This window comes from Caballeronia sp. LjRoot34 (assembly GCF_964253815.1).
In the GTDB taxonomy this organism is placed as follows: Bacteria; Pseudomonadota; Gammaproteobacteria; order Burkholderiales; family Burkholderiaceae; genus Caballeronia.
This window is the reverse complement of record NZ_CAXUSB020000001.1, coordinates 3,146,605-3,161,443: the sequence shown is the minus strand read 5'-3', so window position 1 is coordinate 3,161,443 and position 14,839 is coordinate 3,146,605. Positions and strand designations below refer to the sequence as shown.

Genomic DNA, 14,839 nt, shown 5'->3' with positions numbered 1-14,839 from the left:
TAAGTTTCGGCGACTGACTATCGACACATCGTGCAGCGCGCGGGTTGAAATCGCGCTGCACGATGTCGCCATGAGGGCTGCCGGTCACTTGGAAAATTGCGAGGGCGTGTCAGTGACGCGACGCTGGCTCAAGTCGGCATTCCAGTTGGGTGCATCACTGCCGCTGGAGCGCCGTGAAGGCGCCGCTGCCACTTCTGGGGGCGCAACACGAACGGGCTGGCGGGTTACGCCGCTGTTGTCATCGAGTACGGCGGAGTGCGCGAGCATGTTGTACATATCGGTAACGCTAAGCGATGAGCTTGCCGTGTTTGAGCGCGTGTCATTGCGCGTGAGCACGCGGTGACCCGGCGACGTGAGGGGAGCTTCATGCCCGGTGCTGCGATAAACCGGCGTCCCACGATACTCATGGCCATGACGCCGATAAACCACTTCGTACCGATGTGCATCGCGCTTGCCCTTCGCCTTGGTTTTCAACTTGGCTTTCGAACCACGGCGTTCCAGAGGTTGCGCAACTGTTTGCGCTTTGGTTGCGCGTTCTGCCACGGTGTTGGGTGCGGCGGTGCGGCCATCACCAGCCATGACATTCATGCGTGTGGCCAGGCTCGCCGACGGCTTGCTGTTGCCGATAGCGCTGCTGAGATTGACAGGTTTTTGTACCGCAGGCAAAGCGGCAATCACGGAGGCGGCAGCAGCGGAGCGAGTGGCAGAAGCTTCAGCCGAAGCAGCTGTCCTGGTTGCCGCCGAAGCCACCATCGAAGCGCCATCCGAAGTCGAAGCACCAGTCGAAGGCGAAGGGGAAGCAACCACCACCGTTGCGCTCGATGCACCGGATGCATGAACCGTTTCAGAATCAGAATCAGAGTCAGATGTCGGCTTGATCGCTGGGATAGCGCTCAACACAACCTCGGGTTTCTGCGTTTCGGTATCCTGATGGCCGATTTTCGTACCAAACAACGCCCACGCAATAAACGCAGCGCATGCCAGCGCAATCGCTCCACCAGCAAGCTGCTTGCGATGATCGTGATTAGCCGCCGGTGTTTTCACATGCCGGTCGTCGGGCGCGGTGAACGGCTCGAACGCGAAGGGTGCCGGCTCGGCGGCTTGCGGTACTGCATTGACGGGAGCCGGGGGAACCCCAGCGCCTTGCTCGGCGTGATTGACTTCATCGCTGCGTTTGAACTTGCCCCAGAGACTGCAAGGTGTATACGGGAACCGATCGTTGCGAAGAGAAAGCGCGCTGACATATGCCGTGAGGAAACGAGCCGCGTAAAACGGTATTTCGTATTCAGTCAAGACCGGACGCGTGCCGGTTAACGTCCACTCTTCGCCATAAACGGCGTTGGGCATAGCGGCAAGCGGGAACAGCGTCGGCAGAAGCAGATCGCCTTGCACAACGACCATAGGAGCATTCATCTTTTCTCATTTCCGAAAGCGGGCGTCAGGACTGCTCAACGAACGACCAAAGCGGGGGCAGCCGTGTGGACGTCGCCCGGTTGTTGCTGCAAAGGTATCGAATAATTCACCTTGCCCGGACCCGCCACAGAACAGCCCTCGATGATACCCAGCGCCAGCTTGGCGCGTCGCTCAGAACCTTCTTAGTTCCTTGAATAAGGGGTGTTCGGAGTGAAAAAAATTCGCTGATTCGACACGGACGCAACGGACGTTTCAGCGCACGACGCAGGATGCTTCGGATACGTGCTTTTGCAGCCAGCACACAGGCGTTGAACCGGATTACAACGGCCAATCCGCGAAGGCAAAGAAAGACGACGAGGCATCAGCCGATCGGCAGGACGTAACGCAGCGCGATGATATGAATACCACCCATTGTGTCGTCTTCACGGCCAGCCAGTCGCCATCCGCGAGACTCATAGAAACCAATAGCTGCAACGTTCGGTTCGAGTACAAACAAATGCATGCTGAGCGCGCCACGATCGCGCGCCCATTGCGCGGCGACGCCCAACATGGTGGTGCCCAACCCGCTGCCTTTGGCTGCCGGTAGCGCGTGCAGATTGTCCACGAGCACGCTGCCGTTTTCATCGGGTGCAAGCAGGCAAACGAAACCGGCCGGCCGATCATCTTGTATCGCGATCAATACCTCGCCCGCACCTTCAGCCAGTTCGTCGAATCGTGTGCGCCAGTGCGTTTCTCGTTCGGCAGACATCTCGCGATCGAGAAAATCGTCCGGCAGGATTCCGCGATACGCCGACGCCCAACTTTGCGCGTGCATCCCGGCGATCAGTTGCGCATCGGCGGATGTGGCCGGCCGCAGCACGAAGGGCCATGATGGATCGGAAAATGTAGGCTGATTGATAGATATTTGTAATGTAATTTTAAGGTGTTTTTCCATACACATGCACGATGTTCCGAATAGGCGGATTTCACTTTCCCGCTGTAACATTGGCGTCGTGCAGGGTTTTAGCGTTGCTATGGTTAACCCTTATTTACGGTTGTCGAGCGCGCTTTCGTATCGTTTTGAGCATTTTTCGCCGGTTTGAGCACGGCGAAGCTTACACAGGCATCCGGTGCAGTGCTACCGGGTCGTCAACATCCGGTCGATTCACAACGCATCAGCTGCGGAATCTGGCCACTGTTTTTTGAGATAGTCATGTCCAGCCCCTCACATGCAACGCCCGCGAACGAGTCGAAGGCGAAATCGGTGTTCCGCGTCGTCAGCGGCAATTTCCTCGAAATGTACGACTTCATGGTCTACGGCTATTACGCCTCGGCCATCGCTAAAACCTACTTCCCGAGCGGTAACGAATTTGCGTCGCTTATGCTGGCGCTGTCCGTGTTCGGCGCGGGCTTCCTGATGCGGCCGATCGGCGCCATTGTGCTCGGTGCGTATATCGATCATCACGGCCGGCGCAAGGGCCTGATCCTCACGCTGGCCATGATGGCAGCCGGCACCTTGCTGGTGGCCGTGATTCCGGGGTATGCGACCATTGGCGTGCTGGCGCCGATCATCGTGTTGCTCGGGCGTCTGCTGCAAGGCTTCTCGGCTGGGGTGGAACTCGGCGGCGTGTCGGTGTATCTCTCCGAAATCGCGACCAAGGGCAACAAGGGCTTCTACTGCTCGTGGCAGTCGGGTAGCCAGCAAGTGGCCGTGGTGTTTGCGGCGTTGATCGGCGTGACCATGAGCCGGATCTTGCCGCCTGACCAGATGACTTCGTGGGGATGGCGCGTGCCGTTTATCATCGGCTGCCTGATCGTTCCGTTCCTGTTCATCATTCGCCGTTCGTTGCAGGAAACTGAAGAGTTCCTCGCGCGCAAGCATCGTCCGGACATGGGCGAGATCATGAAGTCCATGCTCTCGAATTGGGGCATCGTGCTTGCCGGCATGGGCATGGTCATCATGACCACGGTGTCGTTCTACATGATCACCGCCTACACGCCGACCTTCGGCAAGGAAGTGCTCAAGCTTTCCTCCATCGATGCGCTGGTGGTGACGGTGTTCATCGGCTTGTCGAATCTCGTGTGGCTGCCACTTTCCGGGGCGATTTCCGACCGCATCGGACGCCGCCCGGTACTGTTGTTCTTCACGATCCTCACCATTCTCACGTCGTATCCGGCGGTGCAGTGGCTGGTCGCCGATCCGTCGTTTCTGCGCTTGCTCGGCGTGGAGATGTGGCTCTCGTTCTTGTACGGCAGCTATAACGGCGCGATGGTCGTGGCTCTCACTGAAGTCATGCCGGTCGAAGTCCGGACGACGGGTTTTTCGCTGGCGTATAGCCTGGCGACGACTATCGGCGGGTTCACGCCTGCTATCTCCACGTACCTGATTCACGTAACCGGCAACAAGGCGGCGCCGGGCGCGTGGATGGCCGTTGCCGCGGTCTGCGGGTTGATCGCGACGCTGGTGCTGTATCGATCCACGGAAGCGCGCAGTCAATACAAGACGGCGTGATGCCGGCGTGAGATTCGCCGGCGCTGAAACCAAAACCCCCTCGCCATGGCGAGGGGGTTTTTGTTTGTGTGCTCAACGAGCATGCTGTTTTACGACGCGCCTATTTCGCCAGCCACGCGTGCGACCACATCGTCCCATGCACCGGGTTTCGGTTGCCGGAACAAACGTGCTTTCGGGTACCACGGAGTCGACGCGGTATCGATACCCCAGCGCCAGTCCGCTGCGAACGGCAGCATCAGCCATAACGGCTTTCCTAACGCGCCGGTCAGGTGAGCGACGGCGGTATCGACGGATACCACGCCGTCCAGTCGATCCACGATCGCGGCCGTATCCGCGAAATCTTCGAGCTTGCCTTCCAGTCGCTGGATGAAGCGGGTGCGCGGATGAGTGTCCAGCAACGAGCGCTCTTCGTCGGTCAACGTGGGCTGCAAGACGATCCAGTCGATGCCTTCCAGCCTGAACAACGGTTCGAGCATGCCAAACGACGCTGAGCGGGTTTCGCCCGGCTGAATCCGTCCGGACCATGCAATGCCCAGCTTGCGTTTCGACTGACCGCCGAGCGAGCCGCGCCACTTCTTCCTGTACGCCGCCGGCACCACGAGATAAGGCGTGCGCGCGGGCACCTTGTCGGCGTTCGATACCCCCAGCGCCAGGGGCAAGCTCAACAATGGCGAGAAAACGTCTGCATCAGGGGGCGTGGTTGCATTGCCCGAACCATTGCCCGTGCTCTTGAGCAAGACGCCCGCCGCGTGCGCCGCCGGCTCAAGCAACGCGACGAGTTCCGGCTGTACTTCAAGCACGATCTGTCCGACGAGCTTCGCCGCGAAGGGTACGAAACGAACGAACTGCAAGGTATCGCCGAAACCTTGTTCCGCGCGAATCTGCAGCGTCTGTCCCGGCATCGGCTCGCCGTTCCACTTCGGCAGCGACGGTGGCGTAATGCTGCCCGGCGTGCGCAGGCGCCATTCGTAGGCGGGCAGGCCGCGCGTGTAATCACCCAATGCCAGCAACGTCAGCGCCCGGTTCAGATTTGCCGCGGCGAGTCCGGGATCGAGCCGCAAGGCTTGATCGAACGCACGCAACGCAGGTCTGTGCGCACCGAGCGCCAAATGGGCGTTGCCGAGGCCAAGCCACGCAACGCCATACTTGGGATCGAGCCCGACCGCACGCTCGAATTGCGGCAACGCCGCCTCGTGCGAGCCGATAGCCGCTAGCGCGTGGCCCAGGCCAAAGTGCGCCGGCGCGAATTGCGGCTGCATACGCAGTACTTTCTGGAGTACCGGCACGGCTTCGTGCGGGTGGCCGGCGGCATCGAGGAGATTGCCCAGGTTGAAATGCGCCGCGACATAGTTCGGCTCGACCGCCATGGCGGCGCGGAATTGCTCGATTGCGCCGTGGGTGTCCCCCAGCGAATTGAGCGCCATGCCGAGATTGTTGTGCGCGCCCGCGTGGCCGGGACGGATCTGCAGCGCGCGGCGAAATGCCTTCGCGCCTTCTTCGTAACGACGCATGCCAAGCAGCGCATTGCCGAAGTTGTTCCAGGTCGCGGCGTCCAGCGGTTGCAGTCGCAGCGCTTTTTCGAAGGCATCGGCGGCGTCTTCGTGACGGCCCGCCGCTGAGTACGCATTGCCAAGGTTGTACTGCGCAAGCGAAAAACCGGGTTCCAGATGCAGCGCGTTGCGGAATCGCTCGATGGCGTCGTCAATCCGGCCCAGCGCCTTCAGCGCGTTGCCAAGATTGAGCTGCAAACCGGCGTCAGCCGGGCGCAGGTCCACCGCGCGACGCACCAGTTCGGCTGCTTCCGCGTGCTGGCCCTGTTGATGGCGCAGCACGCCGAGCAGATGAAGTGCGTCGACGTGGGAGGGCTCTGCGGCAAGCGCGGCTTGATAGTCGCGTTCCGCTTCGGTGAGGCGGCCATCGCGATGCGCCGCGAAGCCACGCGCAAAAACTGTATCCATTGAGGAAAATCGAATGCAAACGCCGCATTTTTACACACGTTCGCCGCCGATCACGAATTTTGCGTTGACGCACCCGGATTCATTTCTGTAACATATGAACACCTGTTCAATTGTTGGCTGATTTATTTTGTCCTCTCCCTTTGTAGCAACCGATGAGCGCGTGGTTCCGCTTGCCGACCTGTTCCGCCTCTTGGGCGATCCCACGCGGCTGCGCATTGTGCTGACGTGCGTGGACCGGCGCTGCGCGGTGGGGGCAATAGCGGAATCGCTGGGATTGTCGGCTTCTCTCGTCAGCCATCACCTGCGTTTGTTGCGGGCGGCGCGGATCGTACGCGCCGAGCGTGAAGGCAAGCAGGTTTTCTATCTCGCCGCCGATAACCACATCAGCGCCATGTTGGCCGAATTGCTCGAGCACGTTGCCGAGCCGCAAGCCGACTTTCGACCGGATAACGAATAAATGCAACCTCAAGAGAAACACCAGCACGAGCATGCGGATGCTCACGACCACGACCACGACCACGATCATGAGCCGAGTCACGCCCATCACCACGGCGCTGGCGGCCACCATCACCATCACGCGCCGCAAGCGGGACAGGGCCGCACATTTGCGATCGCAGTCGGGCTGAACATACTGATCGTGGTGGTGCAAGCGGTGTACGGTTTTATCGCTCATTCCACCGCGTTGCTGGCCGACGCCGGCCACAATCTCTCCGATGTCCTCGGCCTGCTGCTCGCCTGGGGCGCCGTGTGGCTGGGCACGCGCAAACCGTCGGAGCGCTACACGTTCGGACTGGGCAGTTCGTCGATACTCGCTTCGCTCGCCAACGCCGCGCTGCTGCTCTTTGCGTGCGGCGCGATCGTGCTCGAAGCCGTGCAGCGCCTGCTCAATCCTGCGCCCGTCGCGGGCTTCGACGTGTTTATCGTTGCAACGCTTGGCATGGTCGTGAACGGTTTCTCGGCATGGCTCTTCATGCGCGGCAGCAAGGAGGACCTGAACGTGCGCGGCGCTTTCCTGCACATGGCTGCCGACGCCGGCATCTCCGCCGCGGTTGCCATCAGCGGCCTCGTGATCCTGTTCACGGGCGTGAGCTGGATCGATCCGGCGATGAGCATTATCGTGGTCGCGGTGATCGTGGTGGGCACCTGGGGCCTTGGCCGCGACGCCATGCGTCTCGCGATGGGCGCAGTCCCGCCCGGCGTGGACAAGCCGGGTATCGAACGATATCTGGCGGATGTGCCGGGCGTCACCGACGTCCACGATCTCCACGTGTGGGCGCTGTCCACCACGGAGAACGCAATGACCGCGCATCTGGTGATGCCGGAAGGCCATCCCGGCGATAGTTTCGTGGACGGCATCGTGGCGACCTTGCGCCGCGATCACGCGATGAACCACGCCACGCTGCAAGTGGAAAGAGGCACGACGGAGCACCATTGCGCGCTGCACGAACGTTCGCCAGCACAGTCCCAGCCTCATCCGCATGCGCATTGAGTGAGCGGTCGTTCGCGCGAGGCGACCGGCGTACACTTGGCATTGTGAAGTTTGAGGGAGAAGCGCATGCTCGCGCAGACGCCGAATCGACACAAAGTCCTCGACGTGCCGCCGGTTCTGATCGCCGGCGCCGGCCCAACGGGCCTCGCCGCCGCGATGAGTTTGTCGCGTGCCGGTATTCCGGTGCGTCTCATCGACAAAGCCCCTGAACCCTCGCCGTGGTCACGCGCCATCGGCATTCAGGCACGCACGCTTGAGCTCTTCGAGCAGCATCGGCTGGTTGAACCGTTTCTCGAACTCGGTCATCGGGCGCGTGTCGCGAATCTGTATTCGAACGGCCAGCGCCTTTTGCGGCTCGACTTCGATCCGTTGCAAACGCGCTATCCGTATCTGTTGTTCCTCGATCAATCCGTCACCGAACGCCTGATGACGGAGCACCTCGCGTCATTCGGCGTGCACATTGAACGCGGCGTGGAATTGATGCGTTTCCGGCAAGGATCGGCGGGGCTGGACGCGGCCGTGCGGCATCCAAACGGCGCTGAAGAATCGATTCGCCCGTCCTACCTGATTGGCGCTGACGGCGCGCATAGCACCGTGCGCCACGGTCTGGACATCGAGTTCACGGGCAAGACTTTCGAGCAAACCTTCCTGCTCGCCGATCTTCATGCCGACACCGAATGGCCCGACGACGAATTCCATATCTTCGCGTCCGGCGAAGGAATCGCGACCTTGTTTCCGATGGGCGGTAGCCGCACGCGCCTGATCGCGGACAAGCGTGCGACGTCCGCCGCGGTACCCGGCGTAGCGTCCGGCGTGGCGTCCGATAACGCGGCGGACAGTCCGGATAAAAGCGCGGCGCCGACGCTTGACGAATGCAAGGCGATTATCGAACGGCGTATTCATCATCGTGTGACGGCGACGAACCTTCAATGGTCGTCGTATTTTCATCTGAATAGTCGCATGGCTGACCGGCTGCGTTCGGGCCGCATTTTTCTTGCCGGCGATGCTGCGCATGTCCATAGTCCGGCCGGCGCGCAGGGGATGAACACGGGTATTCAAGAGGCGTTTAACCTCGGCTGGAAGATTGCGCGGATGCTGGCGGGGGTCGCGCCGGATCGCTTGCTGGATACGTACCACGACGAGCGTCATCCGATCGAGCGTGAAGTGCTGCGGCAATCCAGTTTCATGACACAAATGGCCGCTGCGGAGCATGGGCCGATGAAGCTGATTCGCGATCACGTGATGCCGGCTTTATCGGCGATTGGTCCGTTGCGCGATGCCGCTCGACGCACGGTCAGCGAGTTGTCGATTCAATACCGGCGCAGTCCGCTCACGCTGGATCGCTTGCTCGATGGCGGTCCGCGTGCGGGTGAGCGCGCGCCGGACGCGTGGGTGCATGTCATCGATGGTCCGCTTGGCCGGGCGCCGGGCGTGGGGTGTCTGTTCGATCTCCACGATCCCGCGTGCTTCTCGTTGTTCTTGCTGGTGAACCCGTTGCAGGAAGATGACATCGCGCTGGCGCCCGCGACACTCACCGTCGCGCATGCTATCCGCGATAAGGATCTGGACGAGCTGGCGGAATTGGTCGAAGAAGTGTTGCCGAATACGGTGCGTGTGTGGCGTATCACCGATAACGAAAGCGATAGCGCGAACTCGCTGACCGATGCGTACGGGCGCACGCGGCCGTGCTTTTATCTGGTGCGCCCGGATGGGTATATTGCGGCGAGAGGGCGAGCGCCGTCGGATACGCAGGCGCTGCTGCGGCATTGCGAAACCTGGTTTGGTTCGACGCAGCCGCGAGGGGAGGGGTGAGGGGTTAAGCGATGACCTTCCTTGCCGGCAACACAATAGCCTCAGAAATCAGCGGTCCTCCCGCTGGCTAAAAATACGCACTATATCTATCTCATTGCGCGGCAAGTCGAACTCAAAGCGTATCTCGTACCTGCTCACGAAAGCCCTTCGAATATCTGCTGGTGCGAACTGCGGTAACGTCACGGGCGAGACCGGGGTTGTTCGCGATGAAGTCAGCTCCGTCGATCAACTCAATAGTGCTCTGCGGCTACGCTCGGGTTATTGAGAGCGATGAAGTCGTGTAAGCGTTTCAAATCGTTCAGCGCTTCCTGGGACCATGTAACGTTAAGCGCCACGCTTCGATTTCGGCAACGGCAGAGGTTTATCCGTGTTCAGGCTTTCGGCCCAAGCCCTGACATCGGCGTGAGGAATGCCGGTGCCGGCACGTAGGCTTGCCATACCCTCGCGGGTCAAGCGGTCCCGCGTGTCTTCCAGTTCGACAAATTGTTCGAGCGTTTTGCTGATCAAGCAACCGCGCGGCCGATCCAGCCTCTTCGCGAGTTCGTCTACACGTTCCGCCAGCACGTCGTCCACGTGCGCAGTCATTGTTCGAGGCATGGTGCCTTCTTAATCAAGTTTAATCGAAGTGACTATTAGGACTTACGCAGCGAAGGGCGGTGACGCGGCGGGTCGGGGTGGCAGCGGATTGATTCAAGACTGGCTTGGCGGTAACACCTGCCTATCCGTGCTGCACAGCCGCTGCGCGCAGATGGAGTCCGGAGCGTTCACGACTGAGCTCATATGAGGCCACCAGCCGTTTGTCCTGGGGAAACAGAAGGTACTTGCGTCGGACGAGAGCTAGGACGGCCACGCGAAAGTCGTCTGCAGCGGTGCCGACGGATGCACCGAGCGCCGGGGTGTCGCGGATGAAGCGGTCGAGTTCGACAGTTGCGTCGTCAAGTGTGTTGCTCGTTGAGGCAATGTTCCAGGCGACTACTCCCATGCCGACCAGCTTGCGCATCGTGTCGAGCGGCAGGTCTTCGTCGGCATACGGATCGATGAGCTCGATCAGGGATGCGGAGATCTTGCCGTACGGGTTGCATCCGGAGGCAAACGGGAGATTGCTCAGCGATGCGGGCAGTGCTGACACGAAGGATTGCGGTATTTTCTTGCGGCGGCTGGCTTTTCCCATCGGGTGCTCATTCACGAATTTCGGGCGGCGAACAACCCTCATGTGTTGCAAAAGAAAGTCAGTGTGACACATCGGCGCCCATTCTGAAATCGCAGGTCATTTCGATTGATCAGGCGATGCGCGTCGCTGGCGAGATCAGGCATGCATTCGAAATAAAACGTTACATCTTTGCGTAAGCCCGATTGAATACAGAAGTGCATATCGTTCGGGGCATGAGCAAACACCTGAGCCGCCTGGGTTACTGCCAGTACCTGCTGACGAGCCCGACCAACTACACGCTGACCAATTTTGCCAATCATGTTGACGACATGAGCCACGATGCAATTACCCGCTATCTTCGCGTCGAGCGCCTGACGCCACGCCTAGTTTGGGACAACGTGCGCACGCAGGTCGTGGCCCATGCGCACGGCTGCGTGCTGTTTGACGACACCGTGCTCGACAAGAATCACTCGCACAGGATCGAACTCGTACGGCGCCAGTATAGCGGGAACGCCCATGCCTTGATCAAGGGCATCGGCGTGGTGAACTGCGTGTACGTGAATCCGCAAACCGGCGAATACTGGATCATTGATTACCGCATCTACGATCCCGATGGCGACGGTAAATCGAAGCTCGATCACGTACGCGATATGCTCGGCAACCTCGTTCATCACAAGGGGCTGCTGTTCAGGCGGGTACTGATGGACACGTGGTACGCCACGCGAGATCTGATGCTGTTCATCGAATCGCTGAGCAAGACGTACTATTGCCCGCTGCGTGATAACCGTCTGGTCGATGATTCGGGCGGTGAGTCACCGTACCGGCGGGTTGATTCGCTGCAATGGGATGAAGACATTCTGGCTCACGGCAAGGCAGTCAAGACCAAGGGCTTTCCGAAGCATCACAAGATGAAGCTGTTCCGGGTAGCGGTGTCCACACATCGCACGGACTGGGTCGTCACGAACGACCGGACTCAGGATTCGGTACAGGCGACACAAGACGCGTGCCGCCTGCGCTGGAAGATCGAGCAGTTTCACCGTGAGGCGAAGCAGCTTACGGGCATCGAGCGCTGCCAGTGCCGCAAGGCTCGCAGCCAGCGCAATCATATCGCCAGCGCCATATTGGTGTGGGTTCGCCTGGCCGACATTGCCCGGCGCACTGGCCGCACACTTTATCGAGTCAAACACGACATGCTCGATGAATTCTTGCGCTGTGAGCTCCGAAATCCCTCGGTTCCCATGCGCTTTGCGTAAGTCCTAACTAACTGGTTAAACTTGATTAAGAAGTGGCGAGAAAATGGACCCCACAGGGAGGTCCATTCAGAAAACGTAGGCGCTAGCTATGCCACCGCCCCCGCCGGCGTCAACGCCACCCGATGTTTCGTCAGCGCTTCCACCACAATCGGAACAAGCGCGGAAGCAATGTCCGGATCATCCAGCCCGTTGAGCAACGCAATCCGCATCCTCGGCGCCCAGAACCGGTGAATGTGATCGGCTACGCCGTCGACCGCTTCCGCACGATCCGGCATCGAATCGAAGAATTCACCGATCTGGTTCGCCATCTCGACCAGGCTGTTCACATCCATGATTTGTTCCCATCCATGCTCATTTCCCCGACGACGTCACCGCCGCCACCGTCGAATCGCGCAACTCGAGGAACTCCAACTGCTGCGTATTGAAGCGCGAATAATCCTTCTGCCATTGCGAGGGCTGTTCCACCGGCATGACCTGCACCGCCGTCACCTTGTACTCAGGACAATTCGTGGCCCAGTCTGAAGAGTCGGTTGTGATCACGTTTGCGCCGGACTCCGGAAAGTGGAATGTGGTGTACACCACGCCCGGCTGCATCCGCTCGGTGACCTTTGCGCGCAGCACGGTCTGCCCGGCACGCGATTCAATCCCCACCCAATCGTCGGCCTTGATGCCGCGATCCTCGGCGTCATGCGGATGAATCTCCAGCCGATCCTCGTCATGCCAGCGCGAGTTCTCCGTGCGCCGCGTCTGCGCGCCCACGTTGTACTGCGACAGGATGCGACCCGTGGTGAGCAGCAATGGGAACTTGCGCGTGACCTTCTCCGGCGTCGCGATGAACTTCGTGATGACGAATCGGCCCTTGCCGCGCACGAATTCGTCGATGTGCATCGTCGGCGTGCCGTTCGGCGCATGCGCGTTGCACGGCCACTGAATGCTGCCGAGTTCATCGAGACGCTTGTACGACACGCCGGTGAACGTAGGCGTGAGGCGCGCGATTTCGTCCATGATTTGCGACGGATGCGTGTAGTTCATTTCATAACCGAGCGCGCGGGCGAGCTTGATCGTGACCTCCCAATCAGCCAGTCCCGGCAGCGGCGGCATGACCTTGCGCACGCGCGAGATGCGGCGTTCGGCGTTGGTGAACGTGCCGTCTTTCTCGAGGAACGATGAACCCGGCAGGAACACGTGTGCGTATTTGGCCGTCTCGTTCAGGAAGATATCTTGCACGACGATGCATTCCATCGACGACAACGCCTTCGCTACATGCTGCGTATTCGGATCGGATTGAACAATGTCCTCGCCCTGGCAGTAAAGGCCAAGGAAGCTGCCATGAACCGCGGCATCGAACATGTTGGGAATGCGCAGGCCCGGCTCCGATTGCAGCTTGACGCTCCACGCTTCTTCGAACAACGCGCGCACCGCCGCGTCGCTGATATGGCGATAACCCGGCAACTCGTGCGGGAACGAACCCATGTCGCAGGAACCCTGCACGTTGTTCTGACCGCGCAACGGATTCACGCCCACGCCTTCACGCCCCACGTTGCCGGTAGCCATCGCGAGGTTCGCGATGCCCATGACCGTCGTCGAGCCTTGCGCATGTTCCGTCACGCCCAGGCCGTAGTAGATCGCACCGTTGCCGGCATTCGCATAGATGCGCGCGGCTTCGCGCACGGATTGCGCCGGGACGCCGGTAATGGCTTCCATGGCTTCGGGCGAGTTCTCTTCGAGCGTCACGAAGTCGCGCCATTGCTGGAACGCACGCGGTTCGCAGCGCTCGGCGACGAACTCTTCCTTCACCAGGCCCTCGGTCACAATCGTGTGCGCGAGCGCGTTGACCATGGCGACGTTCGTGCCCGGCCGCAATGCCAGATGATGCGACGCCTTCACGTGCGGCGTATTCACGATATCGATACGGCGCGGGTCCACCACGATCAGTTGCGCACCTTCACGCACCCGGCGCTTGAGCCGCGATGCAAACACCGGGTGGCCATCGGTCGGATTCGCGCCGATCACCACAATCACATCGGCTTTCTCGACGGACGCAAACGTCTGCGTTCCCGCCGATTCACCCAGCGTCGTCTTCAGGCCATAACCGGTCGGCGAGTGACAAACGCGGGCACAGGTATCGACATTGTTGTTGCCGAACGCCGCGCGCACGAGTTTCTGCACGAGGTAGGTTTCCTCGTTCGTACATCTCGACGATGTAATCCCGCCAATCGAATCCACGCCATGTTTGTCCTGGATGCGACGGAATTCGCTGGCCGCGTACGAGAGCGCTTCTTCCCAGCTTACTTCGCGCCACGGATCGGTGATCTTCGCGCGGATCATCGGCTTGGTGATGCGATCCTTGTGCGTGGCGTAGCCCCATGCAAAGCGGCCTTTCACGCACGCGTGACCATCGTTTGCCTGGCCGTTCTTGTTCGGCACCATGCGCACGACTTCGCTGCCCTTCATCTCGGCTTTCAACGAACAGCCGACGCCGCAATACGCGCACGTCGTCACAACCGAATGCTCGGGCTGGCCGAGCATGATCACGGTTTTTTCCTGCAGCGTCGCGGTCGGGCAAGCCGCCACGCACGCGCCGCACGACACGCATTCGGATTCCATGAACGGCTGGTTTTCACTCGCGGCCACGCGCGACTCGAAACCCCGTCCCGCGATGGTCAGCGCGAACGTCCCTTGCGTTTCCTCGCACGCGCGCACGCATCGATTGCAGACAATGCATTTCGACGCGTCGTACGTGAAATACGGATTCGATTCGTCCTTCTTGTCCTTCAGGTGATTCGCGCCTTCATAGCCGTAGCGGACTTCACGCAAGCCGACCACGCCCGCCATGTCCTGCAACTCGCAGTCGCCGTTGGCAGGGCAGGTGAGGCAGTCGAGCGGGTGATCGGAGATATACAACTCCATCACGTTCTTGCGCAGCGATTGCAGCTTGTTCGTCTGTGTCCGCACTTTCATCCCGGCTTCCACGGGCGTCGTGCACGACGCTGGATAACCGCGCTTGCCTTCAATCTCGACCAGGCACAGACGGCACGAACCAAACGGCTCAAGCGAATCCGTCGCGCAAAGCTTCGGGACGTTGACGCCGGCCTCGATCGCCGCACGCATCACCGACGTTCCCGCCGGCACGGTCACCGTCGTACCATCGATGTCGAGCGTCACGTCGATATCCGCATGGCGCAGCGGCGTGCCGTAGTCGGTATCGTCGAAGGGATCGCGCAGTTTTGTCTTGCACGCGCAATTGCCGGAACCGCAGGATGAGTTGGACAT

The 14,839-nt window shown here is 60.4% G+C and carries 12 protein-coding genes; 5 read left to right on the top strand and 7 right to left on the bottom strand.

Annotated features, from left to right (window positions below; genetic code table 11):
* Nucleotides 1–84: 84 nt before the first annotated feature.
* Together ACSQ36_RS14220 and ACSQ36_RS14215 are read right to left on the bottom strand one after the other, a co-directional pair.
* A complete protein-coding gene (locus ACSQ36_RS14220) occupies nucleotides 85–1,413 on the bottom strand; it encodes a hypothetical protein (RefSeq protein WP_436182347.1) in 1,329 nt (442 codons plus the stop codon).
* Between the two features lie 361 nt (nucleotides 1,414–1,774).
* Complete coding sequence (locus tag ACSQ36_RS14215; protein ID WP_436182346.1) at nucleotides 1,775–2,227, bottom strand: N-acetyltransferase family protein; 453 nt, start codon at nucleotides 2,225–2,227, stop codon at nucleotides 1,775–1,777.
* A gap of 378 nt (nucleotides 2,228–2,605) precedes the next feature.
* Between ACSQ36_RS14215 and ACSQ36_RS14210 the strand changes: the two genes are divergently transcribed.
* Nucleotides 2,606–3,904: an MFS transporter gene (locus ACSQ36_RS14210; protein ID WP_436182345.1), complete on the top strand. Its 1,299-nt coding sequence runs from the start codon at nucleotides 2,606–2,608 to the stop codon at nucleotides 3,902–3,904.
* A gap of 89 nt (nucleotides 3,905–3,993) precedes the next feature.
* Here the strand turns inward: ACSQ36_RS14210 and ACSQ36_RS14205 are convergent, their stop codons facing one another.
* Nucleotides 3,994–5,862, bottom strand: a complete 1,869-nt coding sequence (locus ACSQ36_RS14205) for a tetratricopeptide repeat protein (RefSeq protein ID WP_436182344.1) — start codon at nucleotides 5,860–5,862, stop codon at nucleotides 3,994–3,996.
* A 127-nt stretch (nucleotides 5,863–5,989) separates the two neighbouring features.
* On the opposite strand from ACSQ36_RS14205, the gene ACSQ36_RS14200 reads away from it, so the two are divergent.
* The 3 genes from ACSQ36_RS14200 to ACSQ36_RS14190 all read left to right on the top strand — a co-directional run bounded on the left by ACSQ36_RS14200 (nucleotide 5,990) and on the right by ACSQ36_RS14190 (nucleotide 9,163).
* Complete coding sequence (locus tag ACSQ36_RS14200) at nucleotides 5,990–6,319, top strand: ArsR/SmtB family transcription factor (protein ID WP_089163376.1); 330 nt, start codon at nucleotides 5,990–5,992, stop codon at nucleotides 6,317–6,319.
* Nucleotides 6,320–7,351 carry a cation diffusion facilitator family transporter gene (locus ACSQ36_RS14195; protein ID WP_436182343.1) on the top strand — a complete coding sequence of 344 codons (1,032 nt, stop codon included), beginning with the start codon at nucleotides 6,320–6,322 and terminating at the stop codon, nucleotides 7,349–7,351.
* Between the two features lie 66 nt (nucleotides 7,352–7,417).
* Nucleotides 7,418–9,163, top strand: a complete 1,746-nt coding sequence (locus ACSQ36_RS14190; protein ID WP_436182342.1) for an FAD-dependent monooxygenase — start codon at nucleotides 7,418–7,420, stop codon at nucleotides 9,161–9,163.
* Between the two features lie 324 nt (nucleotides 9,164–9,487).
* Here ACSQ36_RS14190 and ACSQ36_RS14185 read toward each other — a convergent pair whose 3' ends face one another.
* Nucleotides 9,488–9,760, bottom strand: coding sequence for a CopG family ribbon-helix-helix protein (locus tag ACSQ36_RS14185; protein WP_436182341.1), 273 nt, complete (start codon nucleotides 9,758–9,760; stop codon nucleotides 9,488–9,490).
* Nucleotides 9,761–9,881: 121 nt separating this feature from the next.
* Nucleotides 9,882–10,334, bottom strand: a complete 453-nt coding sequence (locus ACSQ36_RS14180; protein ID WP_436182340.1) for a hypothetical protein — start codon at nucleotides 10,332–10,334, stop codon at nucleotides 9,882–9,884.
* A gap of 212 nt (nucleotides 10,335–10,546) precedes the next feature.
* Between ACSQ36_RS14180 and ACSQ36_RS14175 the strand changes: the two genes are divergently transcribed.
* The gene (locus ACSQ36_RS14175) at nucleotides 10,547–11,566 is read left to right on the top strand and encodes an IS701 family transposase (RefSeq protein ID WP_436182339.1); all 1,020 of its coding nucleotides are present in this window, start codon (nucleotides 10,547–10,549) and stop codon (nucleotides 11,564–11,566) included.
* Between the two features lie 86 nt (nucleotides 11,567–11,652).
* Here the strand turns inward: ACSQ36_RS14175 and ACSQ36_RS14170 are convergent, their stop codons facing one another.
* Together ACSQ36_RS14170 and fdhF are read right to left on the bottom strand one after the other, a co-directional pair.
* Nucleotides 11,653–11,898, bottom strand: a complete 246-nt coding sequence (locus tag ACSQ36_RS14170) for a formate dehydrogenase subunit delta (RefSeq protein ID WP_436182338.1) — start codon at nucleotides 11,896–11,898, stop codon at nucleotides 11,653–11,655.
* Nucleotides 11,899–11,917: 19 nt separating this feature from the next.
* Nucleotides 11,918–14,839 carry a formate dehydrogenase subunit alpha gene (fdhF, locus tag ACSQ36_RS14165; protein ID WP_436182337.1) on the bottom strand — a complete coding sequence of 974 codons (2,922 nt, stop codon included), beginning with the start codon at nucleotides 14,837–14,839 and terminating at the stop codon, nucleotides 11,918–11,920.